21 protein-coding genes are annotated in these 26691 nt (G+C 59.3%); 20 read left to right on the forward strand and 1 reads right to left on the reverse strand.

What is annotated here, in order from left to right; all coding sequences use genetic code 11:
• The first annotated feature begins 4 nt into the window (after positions 1-4).
• The 20 genes from pstB (at position 5) to LCQ44_RS04900 (ending at position 25870) form a co-directional block, all read left to right on the forward strand.
• Positions 5-880, forward strand: a complete 876-nt coding sequence (gene pstB, locus LCQ44_RS04805) for a phosphate ABC transporter ATP-binding protein PstB (protein ID WP_006234803.1) — start codon at positions 5-7, stop codon at positions 878-880.
• 40 nt (positions 881-920) lie between these two features.
• Positions 921-1673, forward strand: coding sequence for a response regulator transcription factor (locus LCQ44_RS04810; RefSeq protein ID WP_006234802.1), 753 nt, complete (start codon positions 921-923; stop codon positions 1671-1673).
• 3 nt (positions 1674-1676) lie between these two features.
• A complete protein-coding gene (locus LCQ44_RS04815) occupies positions 1677-3101 on the forward strand; it encodes a sensor histidine kinase (RefSeq protein WP_225094221.1) in 1425 nt (474 codons plus the stop codon).
• Positions 3102-3296: 195 nt separating this feature from the next.
• Complete coding sequence (locus LCQ44_RS04820) at positions 3297-3953, forward strand: YveK family protein (protein ID WP_225094222.1); 657 nt, start codon at positions 3297-3299, stop codon at positions 3951-3953.
• 2 nt (positions 3954-3955) lie between these two features.
• On the forward strand, positions 3956-4693 hold the full coding sequence (locus tag LCQ44_RS04825) for a CpsD/CapB family tyrosine-protein kinase (protein WP_035136836.1): 738 nt from the start codon (positions 3956-3958) through the stop codon (positions 4691-4693).
• Between the two features lie 17 nt (positions 4694-4710).
• On the forward strand, positions 4711-5361 hold the full coding sequence (locus LCQ44_RS04830) for a tyrosine-protein phosphatase (RefSeq protein ID WP_022094060.1): 651 nt from the start codon (positions 4711-4713) through the stop codon (positions 5359-5361).
• A 39-nt stretch (positions 5362-5400) separates the two neighbouring features.
• Positions 5401-5901: a GNAT family N-acetyltransferase gene (locus LCQ44_RS04835; RefSeq protein WP_225094223.1), complete on the forward strand. Its 501-nt coding sequence runs from the start codon at positions 5401-5403 to the stop codon at positions 5899-5901.
• Positions 5902-6103: 202 nt separating this feature from the next.
• Complete coding sequence (gene htpG / locus LCQ44_RS04840) at positions 6104-8128, forward strand: molecular chaperone HtpG (RefSeq protein WP_225094224.1); 2025 nt, start codon at positions 6104-6106, stop codon at positions 8126-8128.
• Between the two features lie 524 nt (positions 8129-8652).
• The gene (locus LCQ44_RS04845) at positions 8653-11394 is read left to right on the forward strand and encodes a YhgE/Pip domain-containing protein (RefSeq protein ID WP_225094225.1); all 2742 of its coding nucleotides are present in this window, start codon (positions 8653-8655) and stop codon (positions 11392-11394) included.
• Entirely contained in the window at positions 11395-13584 is a 2190-nt protein-coding gene (locus LCQ44_RS04850) for a YhgE/Pip domain-containing protein (RefSeq protein WP_195245838.1), read from the forward strand.
• Positions 13585-13923: 339 nt separating this feature from the next.
• Entirely contained in the window at positions 13924-14907 is a 984-nt protein-coding gene (locus tag LCQ44_RS04855; RefSeq protein WP_225094226.1) for a DMT family transporter, read from the forward strand.
• Between the two features lie 116 nt (positions 14908-15023).
• A complete protein-coding gene (locus tag LCQ44_RS04860; protein WP_138374569.1) occupies positions 15024-16319 on the forward strand; it encodes a M20 family metallopeptidase in 1296 nt (431 codons plus the stop codon).
• Between the two features lie 123 nt (positions 16320-16442).
• On the forward strand, positions 16443-16892 hold the full coding sequence (locus LCQ44_RS04865; RefSeq protein ID WP_175406112.1) for a hypothetical protein: 450 nt from the start codon (positions 16443-16445) through the stop codon (positions 16890-16892).
• Positions 16893-17054: 162 nt separating this feature from the next.
• A complete protein-coding gene (gene hisS, locus LCQ44_RS04870; protein ID WP_117640032.1) occupies positions 17055-18368 on the forward strand; it encodes a histidine--tRNA ligase in 1314 nt (437 codons plus the stop codon).
• Positions 18369-18625: 257 nt separating this feature from the next.
• On the forward strand, positions 18626-21439 hold the full coding sequence (locus tag LCQ44_RS04875) for a phosphoenolpyruvate carboxylase (RefSeq protein WP_411161048.1): 2814 nt from the start codon (positions 18626-18628) through the stop codon (positions 21437-21439).
• Between the two features lie 881 nt (positions 21440-22320).
• Entirely contained in the window at positions 22321-23598 is a 1278-nt protein-coding gene (gene larA, locus LCQ44_RS04880; protein ID WP_022093875.1) for a nickel-dependent lactate racemase, read from the forward strand.
• Between the two features lie 49 nt (positions 23599-23647).
• Positions 23648-24379 (forward strand): D/L-lactic acid transporter LarD, encoded by a 732-nt coding sequence (gene larD, locus LCQ44_RS04885; protein WP_138114031.1) that lies wholly within the window; start codon positions 23648-23650, stop codon positions 24377-24379.
• 128 nt (positions 24380-24507) lie between these two features.
• A complete protein-coding gene (locus tag LCQ44_RS04890) occupies positions 24508-24999 on the forward strand; it encodes a helix-turn-helix domain-containing protein (protein WP_225093191.1) in 492 nt (163 codons plus the stop codon).
• A 20-nt stretch (positions 25000-25019) separates the two neighbouring features.
• The gene (locus tag LCQ44_RS04895) at positions 25020-25235 is read left to right on the forward strand and encodes a hypothetical protein (RefSeq protein WP_225093192.1); all 216 of its coding nucleotides are present in this window, start codon (positions 25020-25022) and stop codon (positions 25233-25235) included.
• Complete coding sequence (locus tag LCQ44_RS04900; protein ID WP_225093193.1) at positions 25205-25870, forward strand: IS3 family transposase; 666 nt, start codon at positions 25205-25207, stop codon at positions 25868-25870. Before LCQ44_RS04895 ends, LCQ44_RS04900 begins: the two co-directional genes overlap by 31 nt.
• A 281-nt stretch (positions 25871-26151) precedes the next feature.
• Here LCQ44_RS04900 and LCQ44_RS04905 read toward each other — a convergent pair whose 3' ends face one another.
• A complete protein-coding gene (locus LCQ44_RS04905; RefSeq protein WP_152067526.1) occupies positions 26152-26691 on the reverse strand; it encodes a TetR/AcrR family transcriptional regulator in 540 nt (179 codons plus the stop codon).

The raw sequence follows: 26691 nt of genomic DNA on the forward strand, positions 1-26691 counted from the left end.
CGGTATGACGGCTGCTGCGGCTGTGGAGCCCACGGAGCTTGAAGAACTCATGAAAGCGCAGGCCGAGGCCGCGCACGAGCGCGAGGTTGGGGATGCGACTCGCCCCACGGCAGAGGATCTTGCCGCCTCGCCGACGCGAATCGATGTTGAGGGCCTCGACCTGTTCTATGGCGACCACCATGCGCTCAAGGACGTGAATATCAAGATCCGCGACAAGCAGATTACCTCGTTCATCGGGCCTTCGGGCTGCGGAAAGTCCACGTTGCTGCGCTGCTTTAACCGCATGAACGACGGCATCAAGGACTGCCGAATCGAGGGCAAGATTGCGCTCGATGGTCAAGATATCCTGGGCGACTACGACATCTGCCGCCTTCGCCAGCGCGTGGGCATGGTGTTCCAGCGCCCCAACCCGTTTCCCATGAGCATCTACGACAACGTCGCCTATGGGCCGCGCGGTATGGGTGTGCGCGATCGCGTCGTGCTCGACGAGCTGGTCGAAGACTCCCTGCGACGCGCCGCCCTGTGGGACGAGGCCAAGGACAAGCTCAAAGAGTCGGGTCTGGGTCTTTCGGGCGGCCAGCAGCAGCGCCTGTGCATCGCCCGCGCACTTGCCGTGCAGCCCGACATTCTGCTGATGGACGAGCCGACCTCGGCACTCGATCCCGTATCGACGCTGGTGGTGGAGCAGCTGGCCTGCGAGCTCAAAGAGACCTGCACGCTCGTGGTCGTTACGCACAATATGCAGCAGGCGGCGCGTATCTCCGATTCGGTCGCATTCTTTTTGCTGGGTGAGCTGGTGGAGCACGCGCCCACCGCGCAACTCTTCAAGAATCCGACCGATCCGCGCACGGCGGATTATTTGACGGGGCGTTTTGGCTGATACCATCTAGTAAAGGTACCTTTAGGGTTAAGATGCGGTCATGCCGGCCGCAAAGGGGTTCAACATGATCTATTACGTCGAGGACGATGACAACATCAGGGATTTGACGGTCTATGCGCTGCGCAAGCAGGGGATTGAGGCCGAAGGCTTTTCGTGCGACGGTGAGTTTAAGGCTGCCGTGGCGCGACGGGTACCCGATGCCGTCCTGCTCGACATCATGCTGCCCGATACCGATGGCTTGGCGATTATGCGTCGACTGCGTGCCGATCGCCTGACGGCGACGGTGCCCATCATGATGCTTACCGCCAAGGATACCGAGCTCGACAAGGTGATGGCGCTCGATGGCGGTGCCGACGATTACCTGACTAAGCCGTTTTCGCTCATGGAGCTCGCCAGCCGCTGCCGCGCACTGCTGCGTCGCGGCGGCATGGTCAAACAGGCAAGCGATGTGCTCAGCGTGGGCGACATCGTGCTCTCGCCCAGCCATCGTGAGGTGACTGTTGCCGGCGAGTCGCTTAAGCTCACCCTGCGCGAGTTCGACCTGCTCGAGTACCTCATGCGCAAGCCCGGCGTGGTCTTTACCCGCGAGTCGTTGCTGCAGAGCGTGTGGGGCTGGGACTTCGACGGCGGTTCGCGCACCGTTGACGTGCACGTGCAGACGCTTCGCCAAAAACTGGGCGAGCATGCCAGCGCCATCGAGACCGTGCGCGGCGTGGGCTACCGCTTGGCCGAGCCTTCTGCCGGTGATGGTGCCGAAGGTGACGACACCGCGGCCACCGCATCGGAGGAGTAACCCGTGGTCTTCGCCCCCCAGGGAAAACATACGCTGTCGCACCGCGTTTTTGTGACGATCTTTGTCTGCGCCATGGCGGTTATCGTGGCGTTTACGGTGCTGGGTGCGTTCTTTGTGCAAAACACCTTGGCGGATGCCACGAGTGCCAACCTGGCGCAAGAAACCGAGCTCATTGCTGCCGCCCTCGACGAGCAGCAGGAGCCCATCCCGTTCTTGCGTAGCCTCGATCGAGAGGACTTGCGCATCACGCTGATTAACAAGGATGGATCGGTTGCCTACGACAACGAGGCGCCGCCTTCCACACTGCCCAACCATGGCGATCGCCCCGAGGTCATCGAGGCCTTTGAGAGTGGTTCGGGTTCCGCGGAGCGCGCAAGCTCTACGCTCGACGAGATTATGCTGTATCGCGCCGTCGCCCTTGATAACGGCCAGGTTGTCCGCTTGGCGCAGGCCCAGCCTGGCGTTGCGGCGATTTTGCTGTCGATGGTGGCGCCGATGCTGCTTATCGCAGCAGCGGGTGCGGTACTCTCGTTTTTTATGGCGCGCCGCGAGTCCCGTGCCATCATCGCGCCTTTGCAAGAGGTGGATTTGGACCACCCACGCCGTAGCTATGAGCACGCCTATGCCGAGATGGTCCCCATGCTTGAGCGTATTGAGTCGCAGCGCCAGGAGCTCAAGCGCCAAATGGCGGTGCTGGCGGACAACGACCGTATGCGCCGCGAGTTCACGGCGAATATCACCCATGAGCTCAAGACGCCGCTTACGGCGATTTCGGGCTATGCCGAGCTCATCGCAAACGGCATGGTCGAGGGCGAGGGCGACCTGCGCAACTTTGGCGGTCGCATCTATCGTGAGGCGGGCCGCTTGGCAGCGCTTGTCAACGATATCCTTACGCTGTCTAACTTGGACGAGGCCGAGCGTGCAACTGAGGGCGAGGCGGTGCCCATTGGTTCCACGGAGCCTATTGAGCTCTCGCGTGCCATCTACGCGGTTGAGCAGCGTCTTGAACAGGTCGCCCGTCAGGCGAATGTGACGATAAGTCATGAGACCAAGCCTGTGGTCATCGAAGGCGTGTCGCGCTTGATTGACGAGCTCATCTATAATCTGGCGAGCAACGCCATCCGCTACAATCGACCCGGCGGTGCGGTTACGCTGCAGTGCGGCACCAACGACGAAGGCCATCCGTTCCTTGCGGTCGCCGACACGGGAATCGGTATCGCGCCTGAAGAACAGGGCAAGGTATTTGAGCGGTTCTATCGCGTGGACAAGAGTAGGTCCAAGGCGCGCGGCGGAACCGGTCTGGGGCTTGCAATTGTCAAGCATGCGGCCCTGTATCATCACGCCACGCTCGATCTGTCGAGCGAGTTGGGCGTGGGAACCACCATTACGGTGACGTTTCCCATACGGCAGGACGAGCCATTCGCATAGCGATACAACATAGATATTGATGCAGACGCCGCATTTGACTTTCGGGTGCGGCGTTGTTGTGCAATTTTACGATTGCTTCCGACATTTTTACAGGAGAGCCTGTTTCTTATGTATAGAGTTTGGTCTCGGTAAAAAGATGCGATAACATACGGACAGTTTTGTCAATCCGAACTGGGGAAATGAAAGGCAAGCTGCATGACCCTTCTCGAACTGTTCCAGCTGCTGAAGAAGCACCTTAAGCTGGTCATCACCCTTCCGGTGGTCTGCGCGATCGCCATGGGCATCGTGTCCTTCGTTGCGATGGGCAACACCTACACCGCGACGACGAGCATGTACATTCTCGCCAAGACCGACGATAGCGGTCAGATGAGCTACAACGATCTCTCGGCGAGCCAGATGCTTTCCAACGATATCGCCACGCTGCTGGATAGCGATAGCGTTAAGAGCGGTGCTGCCAATGAGCTGGGCCTTGCTGACCTGGATGACTACAAGGTGTCTGTTTCCTCCGAGACCACCACGCGTGTCATTACGCTTTCGGTTACCGGCACCGATGCCAAGGAGACGGCTAAGGTCGCAAAGGCCATGGCCAGCTCGGTGAGTACGGTCGCTCAGAACGTCGGCGCTGCCCAGAGCATCAACGTTATCGACGAGGCTAAGACTCCCGAAGTCCCCAGCGGCCCCAAGCGTATGCTGTACGTTGCTGTCGCGTTCCTCGCGGGCATCTTTATCGCAGTTGCCTATGTCGTTTTGGCAGACATGCTCAACACCCGCATCCGCGGTGCCGAAGAGGCAGAAGAGCTCCTGGGCATTCCCGTTGTTGGCCGAATTCCGGCTATGAAAGGTGGTAAATAGGCATGGCTAAGGCAAAGAACACCGATAAGCTCGTTGTACAGAATGCCGCCAAGACCCTTCTGGCCAACATCCGCTTTGCGAGCGTGGACGACCCCATTCGCACCATCACCGTTACGTCCTCGATTCCCAACGAGGGCAAGTCTACGGTTTCCATCAACCTTGCCCAGGCTATCGCCACCAGCGGCAAGAGCGTCCTGCTGGTCGAGGCTGATATGCGTCGCAGGTCCCTTGCCGATATGCTTGGCGTCCGCTCCCGCGGCGGACTCTATGCAGTCCTTTCCGAGCAGGTTTCTATTGACCAGGCGATTGTCGAGACGGGGCAGAAGAACTTCTACTTCCTCGATGCCGAGCCGCATATTCCCAATCCTGCCGACATCATCGTCTCTCACCGCTTTGCCAAGCTGGTAAAGGCACTGTCCGCCAAGTTCCAGTACGTTATCTTTGATGCTCCCCCGGTCGGCACCTTCATCGATGCTGCCGAGATCGCAAGTCTGACCGACGGTGCGCTTTTTGTCGTGCGTGAGGATTTCACCAAGCGCGAGGAGGCGCTCAACGCCATCGGTCAGCTTAAGAAGTCCGAGAAGGTCAAGCTCATCGGTACCGTTATGAACTACTGCGAGACCGAGACCAGCGAGTACTACTACTCCTACTACACCAAGGACGGTAAGAAGGTGAAGAAGGGCTCCGACGATCAGGGGACTTCCAAAAAGGGCATCTTCACCAACCGAGCAAACGTTTAGTTGATTAAGGCTGACCTATGCGTGACATTCATTGCCATATCTTGCCGGGTGTAGACGACGGCGCCGCCGATCTCGATGAGAGCTTGGCGATGCTCGAGGCTGCCAAGCGGGCCGGTGTAACCAGAATCGTTTGCACTCCTCACTGCCGTGATCCCTATTTTGATTACGACAAGATGTGGGATGCCTTTGAGCTGCTGCGTGATAACGCTGACGGTTTTCCGCTCCAGATGGGCTTCGAGGTCAACCATCGAAAGCTCGTTGAGCTTGGTATCGATGCCGCGGAGCACTTGCATTTCGATGGGACCAACGAGTTTCTGCTCGAACTTTCGACGCATGCCGATGCGTATGCGTTTAGAGAGTACGAGAACACGATTTACGATTTGCAGTGCCGTGGCTACCAGGTGATCATCGCTCATCCTGAGCGCTATCGTGCGGTTCAAAAGGATGTAAGCGTGGCGGAGCGTCTGGTCGATATGGGCTGCAAGCTGCAGGCTTCGGCGGACTTTATTGCCGGCGGTCGCTTTGGTCGCGAGAAAAAGCCGGCACAGCGCCTGTTCGATCAGAACCTGTACAGCTTCATCGCGAGCGATGCCCATAACGTGGGTCATTACGACTGCCTGGCGAAGGCTCGCGCGAAGTTTAGCGTACGCGGAGCTCATTTTCGCTAAAATCTGTCCCTAACGTTCGCATTGAATGAAAGGGCAGCCATGGATATCCAACTTAAGACGGGATGCTTTGATGACGCGGCGTTGGTGCGCCGCGTCGTTTTTATGGACGAGCAGGGCTACGAGAATGAGTTCGACGCTATCGACGAGGATCCAAACTGCATTCATGTGACGCTCTATGTAGACGGCGAGCTTGCCGGTTGCTCGCGCGTGTTTCCCGAAGAGCTTGAGCGCGTGGCTGACGCAGAGGCCCCGGTGTTGCCGGCATGCGACATGGACGAAGGCGTTGCGGCGGGGGAGACCTACATTATGGGGCGCGTCGCCGTGCTGCCGGCTATGCGTCGTCGCGGACTGGCGAGTGCGATCGTGGAGACCAGTGCTTCGTGTGCACGCGATGCCGGCGCTAAGCTTATTAAGCTGCATGCGCAGGAATACGTGTTGCCGCTCTATGCAAAGGCGGGCTACACGCAAATTGCCCCGGTAGATTACGAAGACGAGGGCCAGCCCCATGTCTGGATGGCCAAGCGCGTAGATGGCAGATAGGGACGTTCCTTTTCTGCCGGCAGCTGGGGACACTCCTTGGCAATTGACGCATTGGAGCGCTCGGACATACAGTTTTTCGATTCCGTATGTATATATGCGCGCTATTGGGTTATAAAATCTAAGTCTGAACATAGCAGGTCTGCGATGCGGCTCGGGCAACCGGGCCGTTTTTGCGGACGGGGGTAGCGCGAAAGGACTGCACATGCGTCAATTTAAGACCGAGAGCAAAAAACTGCTCGACCTCATGATCAACTCCATCTACACCAATAAGGAAATCTTCCTGCGCGAGCTTATCTCTAACGCGAGCGACGCCGTCGACAAGCTCAACTTTAAGAGCCTGCAGGACCCGAGCGTCAAGATCAACCAGGGCGACCTAGCTATTCGCGTCTCCTTTGATAAAGACGCCCGCACCATTACTATCTCGGATAACGGCATTGGCATGACCGCCGAGGAGCTCGAGCGCAATCTGGGCACCATCGCCCATTCCGGCTCCGAGGAGTTTAAGACCGAGAACGCTGAGCAGCAGGGTTCGGATGTCGACATCATCGGCCAGTTTGGCGTGGGCTTCTACTCGGCTTTTATGGTCGCCAGCCACGTGAAGGTCGTGAGCCGCGCCTATGGCGAGGATGTCGCCCATGTGTGGGAATCCGACGGTCTTGAGGGCTACACCATCGAGGACGGCGAGCGCGCCGAGCACGGTACCGATGTCATCCTGACGCTGCGCGAGAACGAGAAGCTCGATGCCGACGGCGAGGCCGAGACCTACGATCGCTTCCTGACCGAGTGGGGTCTCAAGAGCCTGATTCAGCAGTACAGCAACTATGTGCGCTACCCGATTCAGATGATGGTGTCCAAAAGCCGCCAGAAACCCAAGCCCGAGGACGCCGGCGACGATTACAAGCCCGAGTACGAGGACTACCAGGAGCTTGAGACCGTCAATTCCATGACACCGATCTGGAAGAAGCGCAGCTCCGATGTCGAGCAGAAGGACTACGACGAGTTCTACAAGTCCACGTTCCACGACTTTGACGATCCTGCGCGCACCATCAGCTTCCATGCCGAGGGCACGCTCGAGTATGACGCCCTGCTGTTTGTGCCGGGCCGCGCGCCGTTCGATCTGTACAGCAAGGATTACGAGAAGGGTCTGGCGCTCTACAGCTCCAACGTTCTGATTATGGAGAAGTGCGACGACCTGCTGCCCGACTACTACAACTTTGTCCGCGGCGTCGTGGATTCCGCCGACGTGTCGCTCAACATCTCGCGTGAGACGCTGCAGCAGAACCGTCAGCTCAAGGCCATCGCCAAGCGTGTGGAAAAGAAGATCACCGCTGACCTTGAGGATATGCGTGACAACGACCGCGAGGCCTACGAGAAGTTCTTTGAGAACTTTGGCCGCGGCCTTAAGTACGGCATCTACTCGAGCTATGGCATGAAGGCCGATGAGCTCGCCGACCTGTTGCTGTTCTGGTCTGCCAAGGAACAGAAGATGATTACCCTGGCCGAGTATGCCAAGGGCATGCCCGAGGATCAGAAGGCCATCTACTACGCCGCCGGCGATTCGCGCGAGCGCTTGGCCAAGATGCCCGTGGTAAAGGGCGTGCTCGACCGCGGCTATGACGTGCTGCTGCTGACGCAGGATGTGGATGAGTTCACGTTCCAGGCCATGCGTGAGTACGTTGCCGCCGATATGCCCAAGATCTACGAGGACGATGCTGCCCGCGAGGCTGCCGAGAAGGCTGTGGCCGACGGTGCCGAGCCCGAGGTCGAGGATCGTCATCTGGAGCTCAAGAACGTCGCGACCGGCGATCTTGACCTGGCGACCGAGGACGAGAAGAAGGAGGCCGAGGACGCCACCAAGGAAAACGAGGACCTCTTTAGCGCTATGAAGGAGGCGCTCGGTGACAAGGTCGAGAAAGTTGCCGTCTCCGCGCGCCTGACCGATGCCCCCGCTTGCATCACCACCGAGGGTCCGCTTTCGCTTGAGATGGAGAAGGTGCTCCAGAAGGGACCCGAGGGCGCGCCCGACGGCATGCCCAAGAGCCAACGCGTGCTCGAGCTCAACGCCAAGCACCCGGTCTTTTCCAAGCTCGTCGCCGCTCAGAAGGCGGGCGACGCCGACAAGATCAAGCAGTACTCCGGTTTGCTCTATGACCAGGCCCTGCTGGTCGAGGGCATCCTCCCCGAGGATCCCGTAGCCTTCGCGGCGGCTGTCTGCAACTTGATGTAGTTAGGTAGTTACGCGGTTTTACCAAACCGCGTAACAGCTCGACGCTGCCCTCAGTTCCGCCGTTCTAACGAACGGCGGACCAGTCGACGCTGCGCGGGCGCCAGAGCGACAACTTGTCATTCAAAGAGGACGGCATGACCAGAAGGTCTATGCCGTCCTCTTTTCATGCCAATTTGTTCGCTCTGGCGCCCGCTCGCTGGCATTGCAAAAACATCGACGTTGCCGTGGTCCTAAGTAGTCATTGGGGACGTTTTTGTTTGACTAGTCGTTTAAGAACGTCCCCGATGACTATTTGAATTGCTAATTTGTGCGGGTTGTGGTTTTGTGACCTGCTGAAATTTAGGATACTGTACATCTGTACGTTAACTCATCTTCGTAGTATATTGCTACCCGCAAAACTCAACACCATTGTGCTTTGAGACGTTAAAGCGCCTACTACAATGGTTGTCGATAGTACGATTCGATTTAACGACAGGATGGATGGTCCAAGCGTGAGTCTCGGCAGCAAACTATCCAATGCAAAGGTGTCCTTTGCGATATTTAAGCGCGACATTAAGCGACTGCTTGTGAACCCCGTCGCCCTGGTGGTTACCCTAGGCGTGTGCGTTATTCCCTCGCTGTATGCCTGGTATAACATCGTGGCAAACTGGGATCCGTATGGAAACACCCAAGGCATCAAGATTGCTATCGCCAACAACGATCGAGGCACCCAAAACGACTTGGTGGGTGAGCTCAACGCTGGCGACAAAGTGGTCGACCAGCTCAAGGAGAATCATCAGTTGGGCTGGACGTTCGTCGACTCGACGGCCGATGCCAAGGAGGGCGTCGAGAGCGGCGAGTACTATGCCGCTATCGTGATTCCCAAGAACTTCTCGGATAACCTGGTTTCGATGCTCGACGGCAACTACCATCAGCCCAAGCTCACGTACTACGTCAATGAGAAGAAGAGCGCCATTGCGCCCAAGGTTACCGATACCGGTGCAAACACCATCGAGGAGCAGATCAACTCGGAATTTGTCTCTACGGTAGGCAAGACTGTTGCCGGTATCGCCAAGGATGCCGGTGTCGATTTAAAGGACAAGGCAACCCAGACTCAGGACTCGCTGGCAAGTTCGGTGTCCGAGGCGTCCGACACCTTGGGCGAGGTGCGCGATTCGATTGGCGATATGAATGCCGCCATCGATAAGACGAGCGGCGCTATCGCCTCGGCTGATGCGGCACTTGCCGGCTTGCAAGGCCAGGCACCGTCGCTGACGCAGGCGATCTCCCAGGGCAACGACCTGCTGAGCGAAGCTCGCACCACGGCGGGCAACTCCATCACCTCGCTCTCCAAGGCGCTCTCGGAAGGCAGCCTTGCGCTCACCAAGACGTCGGCCTCTGCGAACGCTGCCATCGGCAAGCTGACGGGCGCGGTCACATCTACGACCACCCGTATCGACAACTCGCTCGAGTCTCTTCAAGCGACGATCGACCACAATAAGGCCGTTATCGGGCACTTGGAGATTCTCGCCAATGACACGTCGACAGGTTCCGAGGAAATTGACGCGCGCATTGTATCGACCATCGATTTGCTTCGAGAGCAGAATGAAAAGCTTCAGAGCATCAAGGACGGTCTGTCCGCGCAGTCGAGCGCCATGGCGAATGACGCAGCGGCTGTTTCGGGTGCCAGTGACGCTATCAATAACGCAATTCATACCGGTGCGACCAACCTTGGCCAAGCCCAGACGGACTTGGGCCAAAACGCGCTGCCGAAGGCCTCGAGCGCGCTCGACTCTTTTGCTGCCGTTTCGGGCGACCTGACCGGTATCGTCTCGGGTATGACACCTACACTTGCAAATGCGCGCGGCACGTTGGCGCAGCTTAGCGCTACGCTCGGCCAGGCCAAGACCACGCTGTCCCAGACCGATTCCTCGCTTGCCAAGGTCCAGGACAAGCTTGCAACCGCCGCCAATGACATCGCGGCGCTGCAGACCTCCGAGTCCATGGGCGAGCTGGCCGATCTGATGGGCGTCGATGTCAATGACGTGGCAGATTTCATGGCATCTCCGGTTGAGCTCGCGTCCAAGTCGATCTATCCGGTTAAGAGCTTCGGCTCGGGCATTGCCCCGTTCTATACCAACCTGGCGCTTTGGGTGGGCGGCTACGTGCTTATCGCCATCTACAAGCTCGAGGTCGATCGCGAAGGCATCGGCAGCTTTACCGCGCGTCAGGGCTACTTTGGCCGCTGGTTGCTCCTGGTGATCCTGGGCGCGTTGCAGGCCATCATCGTTACGGTAGGCGATCTGGTGATTGGCGTGCAGTGCGTCAGCCCGCTGCTGTTCGTGCTGGGCGGCATCGCCATTTCGTTCACCTACGTCAATATCATCTATGCGCTGTCCACCACGTTTAAGCATATCGGCAAGGCTATCGGCGTCATTCTCGTCATCGTGCAGATCCCGGGTTCGTCGGGCATGTACCCCATCGAGATGATGCCCGGCTTCTTCCAGTGGCTGCACCCGCTGCTGCCCTTTACCTACGGCATCAATCTGCTGCGCGAGACGGTCGGCGGCATGTATTCGTTCAACTACCTGTTCAACCTGTGCATTCTGGGCGTGTTCTTGATCGTGGCGCTCTTTATCGGCCTGCAGCTGCGTCCGCTGCTGCTCAACCTTAACCTGCTCTTTGATAAGCAGCTTTCCACGACGGGCCTCATGATCTGCGAGTCCAACGACCTGCCGCGCCAGCGCTATTCGCTGCGCACGGCCATGCGCGTCATGCTCGATTCCGATTCGTACCGTCGCGAGCTGCTCGATCATGCCGTGGCGTTTGAGCATCGCTACCCGTACTACATCAAGGGCGGTTTTGCTGCCGTGGTAGGCGTGCAGGTCCTGCTCTTTGTGCTCTCGACGGTGCTCGATATCGACAATAACGGCAAGATTATCCTGCTCGTTATCTGGATCATTTCGGTTATCGCCATCTGTGGCTGGCTCATCAACATCGAGTACATCCGTGCGAGCCTCAATACCCAGATGCGTATCTCGGCGCTTTCGGACGAGGACCTTCGCCGCGAGATGCGCGAGCACACGGCTGCCATCCCTGCTGCCCGTCGCATGTTTGGTCTCAACGCCAGCGAGCGGGGCACCAAGGACAGCGAACAGCCCACGAGCCGTCTGCCGCATATCGGTGCGCATCGTAAGGCTCAAGATGTCGACGACGTTGACAACGTAAGCGGAAACGACGGGGACACCACCCCGCTTGGCAAGCACTCTAAAGGAGGTGAGGCATAAATGAAAAACATCCTGCACCTGTTTAAGCGCGATGTCCAAAACGTGTCCCGCTCCGTGATCGGCTTGGTTGTTGTGATGGGCCTGATCATCGTGCCGTGCCTGTACGCGTGGTTTAACATCGCCGGAAGCTGGGATCCCTACGGCAATACCGGCAACCTTAAAATTGCAGTGGTCAACACTGACGAGGGCTACGAGAGCGATCTGATTCCCGTCGAGGTCAACGTGGGCGAAAACGTAACCGCCACCCTGCGCGGCAACGAGAACTTCGACTGGGTCGTCCTCAACGACCGCGATAAGGCGATTGAGGGCGTTAAGTCGGGCGCATACTATGCGGCCGTTGTTATCCCTAAAAGTTTTAGCGCAGACATGATGACGCTCTTCTCGACCGACGTGAAGCACGCCGATATCGAGTTCTATGAGAACCAGAAGGCCAACGCCATCGCACAGATCGTGACCGAGAAGGGCTCGAGCGCCGTCCAGAGCCAGGTCAACGAGACCTTTACCAAGACCATTACGACTATCGGCCTTAAGACCGTGTCCAGCCTGCTCGACTATATGAGCACCGACCAGGTGAGCAACTTTATCGCCAATCTGTCCTCTACACTGGGCGATTCGGTCGAGGACCTGCAGGACGTTCAGGCGAGCGCGACGTCACTCGCGGGCATTTTGAGCTCTACGTCCGATTCGTTGACATCGGCGGGTGGCATGCTCAAGCAGACGGGCACCGTTGATGAGTCGACGAAGCAGCTGATGGAGCACGCCAAGAACGGAATCAATGATTCCAAGGAAGCGCTCAAGGCCGCCAGCGATGCCGTTGACGCGGCGATTGACGGAAGCGCGGGCTCGTTCGACAACGTGTCCGCCGAGCTTGCGAAGGCATTCGATGCCGCGAATCAGCATGTTGACCTTACGGTGTCTCAGCTCAACGAAGCCGCAGCGGCGCTCAATACGCGTGCTGACGATATCGATGCGATGGCCGATCGGCTCCGCAACCTTGCCGACCAGGTGAGTGATGACAAGCTCAAAGACGGCCTCAAGTCCGCTGCGACGTCGCTGGGCAGAATTGCCGCGGAGTACCGTAACAATGCGAAGGACCTGACGGCGACCGCAAAGTCCCTTTCGGGCAGCATGGCGGAGGTCAACAATTCGCGTGCCGAGGTCGACCAGGCCATCGCCGATGCCAAGGCGGGTATCTCGGGTGCCAAGTCCGACTACGATTCTACGTTCTCGGTTAAGGCCAAGGAGCTCAAGAAGACCATTTCGGGCGTTCTGGATTCCCTGAACGGTATCTCGGGTGACTTGGATAGCGCCGTGAGCGGTCTGACCGACGCCTCTGGTTCGCTCGCGAAGGGTCTCTCCAAGGCTGCAAAGCTGGTCAACAAGGCTTCCAATCAGCTGGGCGAGGCGTCGGACAAGATCAGTGCCTTTAAGGACGAGCTTGATAGCGCTCTGATCTCGGGTGACCTGGCCATGATTAAGACAATGATTGGCAGCGACCCCGAGGGCCTCGCCGTGTCGCTTTCCGGCCCCGTTGCGCTCGATCGCAAGCCGGTCTATCCGATCCGCAACTACGGCTCGGCTATGGCGCCGTTCTACACGATTCTGTCGCTATGGGTCGGCTCGATCGTACTGGCGGCCATGATGAAGGTTTCGGTTGACGATGAGCTTATCAACGAGCTCATCCCCGTGCGCCTGCACGAGATCTACCTGGGTCGCTACCTGTTCTTTGGCGGTCTGGCTCTGCTGCAGGCAACGCTCGTGTGCGCGGGCGACATTCTGTTCTTTGGCATCCAGTGCGACAATCCCCTGCAGTTTGTGCTGGCGGGCTGGGTCGCGAGTCTAGTGTTCTCCAATATCGTCTACACGCTTACGGTATCGTTTGGAGATATCGGCAAGGCCCTCGCCGTCGTGCTGCTGGTCATGCAGGTCGGCGGTTCGGGCGGTACGTTCCCCATCGAGATGACCGGCCCCGTGTTCCAGGCGATCTACCCGTTCCTGCCGTTTACTCACGGCATCAACGCCATGCACGCCGCCATGGCCGGTGCCTACCATATGGAGTACTGGATTGAGCTGGGTATCTTGGCGAGCTACCTGATTCCGTCGCTGGCCCTGGGCGTCGTCTTCCGCCGTCCGGTTATCAAAGCTAACGACTGGATCATCGAAAAGCTGGAGAGTACTAAATTAATCTAGCGCAACAATGTAAACGCTGATGCTGCGGCAATGTCAGCGAGCGAGCCGCATTTGCGCCAAGGTGACGTGAAATGAAAGGGCGCTGACCTTCTGGTCGCGCCCTTGAAATTGAACGTCAGATTGGTGTGAATGCGGCTCGCGCAGCGTCGGCCGGTCCGCCGTTCGGTAGAACGGCGGAACAAAACGCTTTAGTGGGCTGGATTGCACGGGTTGCTTGGTTGTTGCTACAGTAGCGGGGCGTGCCGGGGGTCCGGCGCGTCCCGTTTTTATTTGACCATGAGGCGGCACGCAGCCTTACGCGTGCGGACACCACGCCCAGTTTGAGTGTGAGGATGTTCCATGGCCCAATACGCTGCCAACGAAATCGAAAACTTGCCCGATAGCCCTGTTGCTCGCGAGGACCTAAGCGCGGGCGGCACCTCCCGCGGCGCCGGCGCTCGCTCGCCGCTGTTCTGGAAAGTTCTGCTGCTTTCGGTGGCGATTATCTGGGGCTACTCCTTTACCACTATGAAGGATGCGCTCGACACCATTCCGGTGTTCGAGCTGCTCTATGTACGCTTTCTGCCCGCAGCGTTGGTCATGTTTGCCGTCTTCCACAAGCGCATCATTGCACATTTCAACGCTCGCAACCTGATCGTTGGCCTGAGTATGGGCGTGCTCATGTGGGCGGCCTATGCGTTGCAGACGGTCGGTCTGGCACATACTACGGCGGGCAAGAATGCTTTTTTGACGGGCACGTACTGCATCCTTGTGCCGTTCGCGAGCTATTTTCTGAGCGGCGAAAAACTCACCCGCTATAACCTGGGCGCGGCACTGCTGTGCTTGGCGGGCATTGGTTTGGTGGCGCTCGATAGCGTTGAATTCAACATCGGTGACGTCATTACGCTGGCGGGTGCGGTCTTTTTCGCCATCCAGATGGCGGTGACTGCCAAGTACGGTCGCAAAATGGACATCAACGTCATCACGTTTTGGATGTTTGTGGGCAACGGCGTGCTGAGCCTGGCAACGTCGCTGCTATTCGAGACCCAAGCGCCTCTGTCCGTGTGGACGCCGAGCTTTATCACTGCGATGGCGTTTCTCTCGGTGGGCTGCACATGCGTGGCTCTGCTCATCCAAAACGTCGGCCTGGCGCATGTCCCGGCCTCGACGGGCTCGCTGCTCCTTTCGATGGAGTCGCCTTCGGGTGTGCTGTTCTCGGTGCTGCTGATGGGGGAGGCGCTCACCTCGCGCCTGCTCGCCGGCTTCGCGCTCATCTTCCTGTCGATTATCTTGAGCGAGACTCACTTCGATTTTTTGCGTCGAAAGCCGCGCCCGCAATTGTAAACAACTTGTTGCGCCGCCCTCCCGGGGCGGCATTTTTTATGCCTCGCCCTTAAAGTAGTACCTTGCACTTTATGCTATCAAAGTGCTTGCTGCAAAAACGATACTGGAGGGCATCTATGGCACCAGCTTTGTCCGATCTTCAACCGCAATCAGCGCCCAAGGCCACCGCAGCGGCGCAGACCGCTATCGGTGACGGTCTTGTTGCAGAAGCTCAGGCTTTTGCAGACGAGCTCGCTGCGTGGCGACACGATCTACACCAGATGCCCGAGCTGGGTAATAGCCTCCCACAGACCTCTGCGTATATCCAAGCGCGCCTGACCGAGATGGACATCCCGTTTGCCACGCTCGTCGATGGTTCCTGCGTTGTGGGCCTTGTCGGCGCCGGTGCCGCCGCGGCCCAGGGTAATGGCGTCTGCACGAATGAGCAGGCCGGTACGGTCATCATGCTCCGTGGCGACATGGACGCCCTGCCCGTTGCCGAGGAATCCGGCGAGCCCTTTGCATCCACCAACGGCTGCATGCACGCTTGCGGTCACGATATGCACGCGACGGCGCTGCTTGGTGCGGCTCGTATGCTCAAAGCGCGCGAGGCAGAGCTTGTTGATGCCAACGCCACGGTTAAGTTGCTGTTCCAGCCGGGCGAGGAAACCTTTGAGGGTGCCCGCGCCGCCATCGCCGACGGTCTGCTGCAGAACCCGCGTCCTCAGGTCGCCTTTGCCATGCATGTCAATAGCCAGTCGCCGCTTGGTTTGGTGCTCTACGGCAGCCCGGCGCTCTCGGGCGTGTACGGTTTTCGCATCACGCTTCAAGGCAAGGGCGGCCATGGCTCGAGCCCCGAGATTTGCATCGACCCCATCACGGCCGGCGTGCATGTGCATCTGGCACTTCAGGAGCTCATCTCCCGCGAGGTGCCGGCGGCCAAGGAAGTCGCACTTACCGTTGGTAAGTTTGCCGGCGGCTTGGCGGCCAACGTCATCCCCGACACCTGCGTGCTTGAGGGAACGCTGCGCGGCTTTGATGTTGAGCTCATGGAGCACCTAAAGACCCGCATCGCGGAGGTCGTTAACGGCGTTGCCGCAACATATCGTACGCCGGCGACCATCGAGACGCTTTCGGATGTTCCGCCGCTTGTACTCGACAGCGATATGACTCAGGCGTCGCTTGGCTACGTGGGCGCAGTGCTGCCCAAGGTGGCTTTCTTGCCGCTTTTCCATGCCATGGCGAGTGAGGACTTTGCGCTTATCTCGAGCGAGATTCCGAGTGCGTACTTTACCGTGGGCGCGGCCGTAACCGACACGGACGAACACTTTGCCCAGCACCATCCCAAGGCACGTTTTAACGATGCCGAGCTTCCTCTCGGCGCCGCGGCCTATACCGCCGTCGCTTTGGGCTATATCGCCGACCACCGGTAGCACCCAACCTTGCCTTTCAAGCCTGCGGGCATGGCCGTAAGGCCTATGCCCTTGTCTTTCAAGGCAATCTTGGGCACTACCGGCGCCCGGCGCCGGCTATTCGTTTGTTAAATAAGGAGCAGTATGTCCCAGCAGCGTAAGTTCTTCCCCGGCTGGCTCGTTGTGACCTCCGGCTTCGTGATCATGGCCACGTGCTACACGATTTTCGTCAACTGCATGAGCCTGTTCCAGCCGCTGATCGTCAGCGACCTGGGCATTTCCCTTGCGCAGTACAACATCTCCAATGCCATCTCCACCGTGGTGAGTGTCGTGGGTTCGCTCGTTATCGGCCATGTTGCCGATAAGGTGAGTGGCCGCGTATTGGGCTCGCTTACCGTTATCGCCACCTCGACGGTGCTCGCGGGCATGAGCTTTGTGGGTGAGCTTTGGCAGGTCTATGTGCTCTTTGCCGTCTCGGGCTCCTTTGCGAGCACCTGGATCGTGTGCCTGGCGTGCTCCGTGGTCATGCTCGTGTTCCTGCTGGCATCCGAGCCCATCGCCGCCAAGCTGCGCGCGAGCGTGGCGGGGGAGTAGGTAGGCCAAAGCGCATCGCCGCTTGTCCGCTTCGTCCGCGGCGGCGCGTCTGGCCGAACGAGTCCCCATACCCTCGTTCGGTCAGGCGCGCCGCCGCGTTGCTGCTTTGTGCCGTATAATGTCCACTACCTATGACGCGATACAAAAGAAAGGTGTTTGCCCATGCAGGCACAGAAGGCGGAGGGAACCCGCGACCTTATCGGCGCCGAGATGCGCGCCTGGCAAAAGATGCAGCAGATTGCGGCCGGCGTGTTCGAGCCGTTTGGTTTTAAACCCATCGAGACGCCCGCGATCGAGCAGGTTGACGTGTTTGTCCACGGTATCGGCCAGTCGACCGACGTCGTGCGCAAGGAAATGTTCCGCGTGTTCAGCGGTGCCAACCTGGAGCGCGTCTTTACCGAGGGCACCGACACCAAACTCAAGCCCAAGCAGCGCCTGGCACTTCGCCCCGAGGGCACGGCCGGCGTGGTGCGCGCCGTCGTCGAGAACAATCTGGTGCCCCAGGGCTCCACGCCGTTTAAGGCTTACTACGCCGAGGCCATGTTCCGCGGCGAGCGTCCCCAGAAGGGCCGCCTGCGCCAGTTCCACCAGGTGGGCATCGAGTGGCTCGGCGCTCCCGATCCGGCGGCAGACGCCGAGTGCATCATCATGCTCATGGAGTTCTACAAGCGCCTGGGCTTCGATCTTTCCAAGCTTCGTCTGCTCATCAACTCGATGGGTGACGCCCAGTGCCGTCCGGCTTACCGCGAGCAGGTCAAGCAGTTCATCCTCGATCACGCAGACGAGATGTGTGACGAGTGCCGCGAGCGCGCCGAGCTCAACCCGCTGCGTGCCTTCGACTGCAAGAACGACCACTGCCGCGAGATCATGGCCGAGGCTCCGCTGATGGGTGACAACCTGTGCGATGAGTGCCGCGAGCACTACGAGCAGGTCAAGCGCTATCTGGATGCCGCCGGTATCGAGTATGTCGAGGATCCCACCTTGGTGCGCGGCCTGGACTACTACACCCGTACTGTCTTTGAGGTCGAGGCCCCTGGCGCCGGCGTCGGCTCCATCGGCGGCGGCGGCCGCTACGATGGCCTGGTCGAGCTCGAGGGTGGCAAGCCCACGGCGGGCGTCGGCTTTGCTGTCGGTTTTGAGCGCGCCCTGCTGGCCCTGCAGGCCTTTGGCAGCGATTTGGGTGCCGATGAGGCCCCGTGCGTCTATGTCGCCAACGCCGGCAAGGAGCTGCGTCAGAACGTCTTTGCCATTACGCAGGAGCTTCGCGCCGCAGGTATCGTGACCGAGGCCGACTATCAGGGTCGTTCGCTCAAGGCCCAGTTTAAGCAAGCCGATAAGGTAGGCGCCAAGCTCATCTTGGTCCTGGGTGGCGACGAGCTTGCCGCCGGCAAGGTCAAAGTGCGCGACATGCAGAGCCATGACGAGGTGCTCGCCGATCTGGACAACGTCGTCGAGGCGGTTCGCGAGCGCCTGTAGCGCATCTTTTTGAGCTTCGGGCCTGCTAACGTGCCCTGCTCATGGAGAGCGATTGTTACGGGGGTGTTTCGCTTTTATGCGGAATGCCCCCGTTTACGTATGCCGCCCACCGAGAAATACGACCATTTAGGGCAAAAACCTTTGCAATGCAGAAAATACTTTTGTGTGGTAAAGCGCAATCAGTGTCGAAAGTATTTCTCAAGCGCCTATAATGAATACCGCATGTTACGTGCATAGAAGGAGGAATGGGAGGAAACGTGGCTGAGAACCTAAGCAACCAGTCTGTACCCGAAGCCGCGGCGCGCGTCGCTGCCGTGGTCAACCGCCTCGTTAACCGAATCGGCTCGAATGCCGAGTCCAGGGAGCGTCTCGCCGAGATCGAGATCCCCGAGGAGCTGCGCGACAATCTGGCGCTGTTCTTGCGCCTGGAGCGCCGTGTGCTTAGCGAGTATGATCCCGAGATCGCGGACCTGTTCGACAAGATTTTGACAGCCGAGATTGTGGTCAATGCCGGCAACCCCGGTACCTGCGCTGCCGACGAAGCCGTCGACGAGCAGGGCGTGCCCACCGCCGACGAGCCCACTGCCGTGGCATTTCGTGAGGTCGTCGATTTGATCGACAGCCTGCCGCTCGATAAGCAGCAGGTCATCGTTCGCGCCTTTACGAGCTTTTTCCATCTGGCAAACCTGTCGGAGGAGAACTACCGTGTGGCGCAGCTGCGCGAGCGCGAGGCCGGTGCGTCGACCGATACCGAGGTCGATCCTGCCAACGAGCTTACCGTTGCCTATCACCAGCTGGTGAATGAGCTGGGTGTCGAGGGTGCCAACGAGCTGCTCGACAAGCTCGAGTTCCACCCTGTCTTTACCGCACATCCCACCGAGGCCCGTCGTAAGGCCGTCGAGGGCAAGATCCGCCGTATCTCCAACCTGCTGGAGGAGCGTCCGCGTCTGGGCGGCTCCGACCTGGTGGAGAACGAGCGCCATATGCTGCAGGAGATCGACGCCCTGGTGCGTACGAGTCCCATCGCGCTCAAGAAGCCCACGCCGGTCGAGGAAGCCGATACCATCATCGACATCTTCGATAACACGCTGTTCGACGTTATCCCCGTTATCTATCGTCGTTTTGACGATTGGGTGCTGGGCGACAAGGCCGGTACTGTGCCGCCGCTGTGCCCGGCGTTCTTCCATCCCGGCAGCTGGATCGGTTCCGACCGCGACGGTAACCCCAACGTCACCGCCAAGGTGAGCCGTGAGGTCGCCGCCAAGTACTTTACGCACATGGTGCTCAAGCTCGAGGACAAGTGCCGCCACATCGGCCGCAACCTCACGCTCGAGGCTACCTACAGCAAGCCGTCGGCCGAGCTCATTAACCTGTGGAACCATCAGGTCGAGATGAGCCCTCGTTACACGGCCCGCGCCGAGCTGATCTCCGAGCACGAGCCGCATCGCGCCGTCATGCTCGTCATGGCCGACCGCCTGAACGCCACCGTCCGTCGTATCACCGACACCATGTACCACAGCGCCGATGAGTTCTTGGAGGACCTGCGCGTCGTCCAGCGCTCGCTGGCCGCCTGCGGTGCCGTCCGTGCTGCCTACGGCCCGGTCCAGACCATCATCTGGCAGGTCGAGTCCTTCGGCTTCCATATGGTCGAGATGGAGTTCCGTCAGCACTCCGTGGTGCATGCCCGCGCCCTTAAGGATATCCACGAGAACGGTATCCATGGCGACCTGCAGCCCATGACGCGCGAGGTCATCGATACCTTCCGCGCTATCGGCTCCATCCAAAAGCGCTACGGCAAGAAGATGGCGCACCGCTACATCATCTCGTTTACCAAGAGCGCTCAGCATGTGGCCGACGTCTTTGAGCTGGCGCACCTGTCCTTTGCACACGAGGAGGATGTCCCCGAGCTCGACGTGATCCCGTTGTTCGAGCAGCTCGAGGACCTCGAGGGCTGCGTCGACGTGCTCGATCAGATGCTTACGCTGCCCGTGGTGCAAAAGCGCCTTGCCCAGACCAACCGCCGCATGGAGGTCATGTTGGGCTATTCCGACTCTTCCAAGGATGCCGGTCCTACCACGGCCATGCTCGCGCTGCACTCCGCGCAGGAGCGCATCGCCAAGTGGGCAGAGAAGAACGATATCGACCTGGTGCTCATGCACGGTCGCGGCGGTGCCGTGGGCCGTGGCGGCGGCCCGGCCAACAAGGCCGTGCTGGCGCAGCCCAAGGGTTCGGTCAACTGCTTCTTTAAGCTTACCGAGCAGGGCGAGGTCATCTTTGCCCGTTACGGTAACCGCACGCTGGCTCAGCGCCATGTTGAGTCCGTTGCTGCCGCAACGCTTTTGCAGTCGGCCCCGAGTGTCGAGAAGACCAACACCGAGACCACGCAGAAGTTCTGGGATATGGCCGAGAAGCTCAACACCGCAAGCCACGAGCGCTATCTGGACCTGCTGAACACCGAGGACTTTACGCCATGGTTCTCGACCGTGACGCCGCTGACCGAGGTCGGTCTGCTGCCGATCGGCTCGCGTCCCGCCAAGCGCGGCTTGGGTGCCAAGTCGCTCGACGACCTGCGTACCATCCCGTGGATCTTCAGCTGGAGCCAGGCGCGCATTAACCTGGCCGCTTGGTACGGTCTGGGCACCGCCTGCGAGCAGCTTGGCGATCTTGACCAGCTCAAGGCTGCCTACCAGGAGTGGCCGTTCTTCCGCACCTTTATCGACAACATCGAGATGTCGATCGCCAAGACCGACCAGCGCATCGCCAAGATGTATCTGCACCTGGGCGATCGCCAGGATCTGTCCGAGAAGGTCTTCACCGAGATGCAGCTCACGCGTAAGTGGGTCCTTGCCATCGTCGGTGATGAGTGGCCGCTGCAGCGTCGCCGCGTGCTCGGTTGCGCCGTCCGCGTGCGCAACCCCTACGTCGACGCCCTGTCCATCGCCCAGGTCCGCGCCCTTCGCGAGGTGCGTATGAACCAGGACGAGATGGCCGAGGAGAAGAAGGCCGAGTACATGAGCCTGATTCTTTCGACTGTGACCGGCGTCTCGGCAGGATTGCAGAACACGGGGTAATCGATAGCCCTGTGGCTCTCACCGGGGCCCGATGGGTTTCCCTCTGAATGCGTCCTCGCACTTGAAGCCCCCTTATCCTGCTCCTTCGGAGCTGCGGATAAGGGGGCTTCGTGCTGCGGAATGCATTCAGAGGGAAACCCATCGGGCCCCTTCGTCCTCGGTCTTCAGGGATTGGGGCTGAAGGGGATAATGGCGCGCTTCGCGCTTAATGTGGAGTGCGGCGAGGGCTTCTTGCGTCCTGCGGAGTGTGCCTAAAAGTAAACTAATGGCGGGCCCTGCGATGTCCGGTCTTCGGCGGATCAGCCGCTGGGTGAGGGTGGTGCTTGGGGCGACGTGCAAAAAACGGAGTTTTCAGCAGCCAAAGATTGATGCATAAGGCCATAGCCGGCTTTCGCTGCCTTTGTTGATGCTTTTGCACGACGATTGGGCTTTGGCGACGATCATATATGGCTGGTTTCTCGCCGCATGCTATCCAGATGGGTCGAGTCATGAGGACTATCTACCTTTTGAAAGATTTTTGGCACCAAAATCTTATCCCGCGATGCTGAATACTCGCAAAAATGCACGCTCCGGAGGGTACTACCCAGTTATGGCCAGAAATCCATGCGCCATCTTATGCAATTAATTAACGAATTTATGCAAAATGGCTTACGTGCGTACGTCTCGGACTAGATGTTTGCCTCGGCGCTGCGTAAATCATCCTGTCTATAGTGTCTTTGACAGGCGGCTGCGGTCCCGTTTGGGATCGTGGCCGTTTTGTTGTGGGTCAAATACGAACGTTGTGTTAATGAGTCGGTGGACGGTGGTGTTTTTCGGTGAGCGGCGTATCCTTCCAACGGTTTATCTAGTGTGTCAGTTGAAAAGGAAGAGGGCGCTCGTCATTGTTTGAATGTGAACTGCCGTTTGACCACAAGACGTTGCATCTGGAGCTCGAGGATAAGAACTTCGCGGGTGTGATGGAAGGTCATCAAAACGAGTTTAAGACCACGAAATCGCAGGAAGAGCTGGTAGAGGAGTCGCTTGCCAACCCTTATGGCTCGCCGTCGCTCGAGGAGCTTTGTGCTGGCAAGAAGGATATTGTCATTATTAGCTCCGATCATACGCGTCCCGTTCCCTCGCGTGTGACGATGCCTATTCTGCTGCATCACATCCATTCCGCTGCGCCCGAGGCTCGCGTGCGCATTTTGGTTGCTACGGGTATGCATCGTCCGTCGACGCATGAGGAACTCGTCAACAAGTACGGCGAGGAGATCGTTGCCAACGAGGAAATCGTTATGCACGTCGCGACTGACGACAGCATGATGAAAAAGATCGGCACCCTGCCTTCTGGTGGCGAGTGCATCATCAACAAGATTGCCGCCGATTGCGATCTGCTGCTTGCCGAGGGCTTTATTGAGCCGCACTTCTTTGCCGGTTTCTCTGGTAGCCGCAAGTCCGTCTTGCCTGGCATCGCCAGCTACAAGACCATCATGTACAACCACAACGGTCAGTTTGTGAACGATTCCCATTCGCGTGCCGGCAACCTGTGCCACAACCACGTGAGCGAGGACATGTTTGCCGCTGCCGAGATGGCTCACCTTGCCTTTGTGCTCAACGTGGTGCTCAACGGCAAGCATGAGGTTATCGGCTCCTTTGCAGGCGACATCCATAAGGCACACGAGGCTGGCTGCGAGTTCGTGAAGAGCCTTGCCGGCGTTGAGCCCGTCGAGTGCGAGATCGCCATCACCACCAACGGCGGCTACCCGCTCGACCAGAACATCTATCAGGCCGTGAAGGGCATGTGCTCTGCCGAGGCCACGCTTCCCGAGGGCGGCGTGATCATCGACGTCGCCGGTTGTGCCGACGGCCACGGTGGCGAGGGCTTCTATCACAACATCGCCGACAACGATCCGGCGGAGTTTGAGCGTGCCTGCATCGACCGTCCTAAGGACGAGACCCTGCCCGACCAGTGGACGAGCCAGATCTTTGCCCGCATCCTGGCGCATCACCCTGTGATCATGGTCACCGACCTGTGCGATCACCAGATGATCAAGGATATGCACATGACGCCGGTCAACACCCTCGATGAGGCGCTCAAGCTCGCCTTTGAGATGAAGGGTGCCGATGCCAAGGTGGCCGTCATTCCCGATGGCCTGGGCGTTGTCGTCGCTCAGCACTAGTACGCGGCCTAAACGAATCGTTTATAACCGACAAGAAAGATAAGGTTTTATGCTTACCAAACTCCTCTGCGAATTCGGCGCAACGGCCCTCATGATCATCTTTGGCGTGGGCGTGCACTGCGATACCGTGCTCAAGGGCACCAAGTATCAGGGCTCCGGTCACATGTTTGCCATCACCACCTGGTCTTTTGGCATCTCGGTCTGCCTGTTTGTCTTTGGCGGCGCCGTGTGCATGAACCCCGCCATGGTGCTTGCCCAGTGCATCGTAGGCCTGGTGCCGTGGAGCAGCTGCATCCCCTTCATGATTGCCGATATGCTCGGCGGCTTTGCGGGTGCCGTGATCGCGTGGTTGATGTATGCCGATGAGTTCAAGGCTTCCGAGGGCGTCGTCGACCCTATTGCCCAGCGCAACATCTTCTCGACCAACCCTACTACCGAGGGCACGAACTATGCTCGCAACTTCTTCTGCGAGGCCATCTGCACCTTTGTGTTCATCAGCGCCATCCTTGCTGCCGCTAGCCGCGCCGGCGAGAACGTTTTGATGCTCGCCATCTGCGTCGGTCTGATCGTTTGGGCTGTTGGCATGGGCATGGGCGGCATCACCGGCTTCGCCATGAACCAGGCTCGTGACCTTGGTCCTCGCATGGCCTATCAGGTGCTGCCGATTAAGAACAAGGCTGACAACAACTGGAAGTACGGCCTGCTCGTTCCTGGCATCGCACCGTTTATCGGTGCCGCTCTGGCCGCGCTGTTTGTGCACGGTTTCTTGGGCATGTTCTAGTCTGAGGCTACATAGTTGTCCGCTGGCCGCATGGGGTAACTTCCCAGCGCGTCCTCGGACATGAAAGAACCCCCGCTGCGCACTGAACTGCCTCCCATTTCTTGGACATGAGAAATGGGAGGCTTTTTATGCGTGTCGACTTGAGGGTGAAGCACGACATCGAGGCCAGGAAGGCGGCGATCGGGCTCTTCGAGCGAGGCCACGGCTCCGAGTCGGCGGCGAAGGCGCTGTCGGTCCCGCGCGACACCGTGAGACAATGGCTCTACGTATACCGGTCGTTCGGAAGCGAGGTGCTGCTATCCATGGACGGCAAGCAGGCCAGGTACACATACGAGCAGAAGGTCGCCGCCGCCTCGGCCGTGGTCGACGGCGGCATGAGCAAGCGGGACGCCATGGAGGCGTTCGGGGTCATGTCCTTGGCACCGCTCAAGAGATGGTGCGCGCTCTACCGCGAGGGCGGCGCCGAGGCGCTCAGGCCCAGGCCCAAGGGCCGGCCGAGCGGTTCCAAGGCGAGGCCGCGGACCCGCGAGGAGGAGCTCGAGGAGCGCTGCCGAAGGCTCGAGACCGAGGTGGCCTACCTAAAAAAATTGCGTGCCCTGGTCGGGAGGGACGGGCTCTGACCAGGGCGAAGGTCGAGGCCGTGAGGGTCCTGCGCGAAGAGGGGCACGGGCTGGGGCGCCTGCTGGAGTGCGCCGGCATGGCCCGGTCCAGCTACTACTACGCGCTGTCGCACCCGAAGGCTCCCACCAGGCCCGAGCTCTGGGAGGCCGCCGCCGAGATATTCTCGCGCACGGCCAACGGGTGCGGCCACAGGCAGATCGCCATGTGCCTGCGCGCCGAGCGGGCGCGCGCATAGCCTACAAGACCGTGCTGAAGATGATGCGCGAGATGGGCATCAGCTGCGGGATTCGCCGCGAGACCGACTACCACAGGTACAACTCGTACAGGGGCAAGGTCGGAAAGACCTTCGAGAACGTCATCGGGCGCGACTTCGCCGCCGACGGGCCGTGGGAGAAGATGGGCACCGACGTCACCGAGTTCAAGCAGCCCTGGGGCAAGGCCTACTTCGCGCCGGTCTACGACTTCGGCAGCAAGGAGATCGTCGCCTGGTCCACGTCGCTGCACCCCAACATGGCTCAGCAGCACGAGCTGCTCGACCAGCTCGTGTCCAGGAAGCCCAAGGGCTCCAGGCCGATCCTGCACTCGGACATGGGCTGGCAGTACCAGCAGGCCGGTTGGTGCAGGCGGTTGGAGGAGGCCGGCGTGGTGCAGAGCATGTCCCGGAAGGGCAACTGCATCGACAACGGCGCGACGGAGCAGGTGTTCGGCCACATCAAGGACGAGTTCTTCCGCGGAAGGACGTGGCCGGACTTCGAGTCCTTCAAGGCGGACCTCGACGACTTCGTGGTCCATTGGAACACGAGGAGGCGCCAGGTTAAACTGAAGGGACTGACCCCGGAGGAGTTCCGGAGACAGTCCCTTGCGGCGTAGTTCTTATTTAAGCCGTCCAAGTTTTGGGGCGCAGTTCACACTACGTGCGGCGGGGGTTCTTTCATGTCCGAGGACGCGCTGGGAAGTTACCCCATGCGGCCAGCTGCGGGATCTTGGCCGCGTTGGAACAAGCAGCCCAACATATAAATCTGAATTTGGATTTGGATGGGAGGGGCTTGTTGCTGGTAGGGGCGTTGGGCTGCTGTCGACACTTTGGGATGGATTGTGCTTTGGGTTCGGGTCTTTGAGATGAGGGCGGAACTTTGGGATAAGGGGTTTACTTAGTTGAAGAGGGGCTTTATGGCTGATAAGTAGTCTTTGGCTACGTCGGCTTTGTCTGCTTGGAAGTTGTGCCAGGCCCACCATTGGACGGTGGCTACGAAGCTTGAGGCTATGTGGTGTAGTAAGAAACTGCGGTCCATGGTGCCAGCGGGGCCTGTGGAGTCGGCGGGGACGGTTTCGGCTGCTCGTGACATGATGGTCTTGCGTAAGCAGTCGGCGAAGACGCGGGAGCCGGCGCCGGCTACGAGGGCTCGAACGCCCTGGCGGCGCTCCCAGAGGTTGTTGAGGATATGCTCGACCTGCACGAGTGGGTCGTCGAGCGGTGTGCCATCGTCGTCGAGGGCGTGGGTACAGATGTCGCTCACGAGCTCGGACAGTAGGTCGTCTTTGCTCTTAAAGAGGCCGTAGAATGTCGCGCGGCCTACGTGAGCGCGCGCGATGATGTCGCCGACGGTAATCTTGCCGTAGTCCACTTCGCGTAGCAGCTCGGAGAACGCCGCAACGATGGCAGCGCGGCTTTTTTCTTTGCGGGCATCCAT

This window comes from Collinsella aerofaciens (assembly GCF_020181355.1).
Classification (GTDB): domain Bacteria; phylum Actinomycetota; class Coriobacteriia; order Coriobacteriales; family Coriobacteriaceae; genus Collinsella.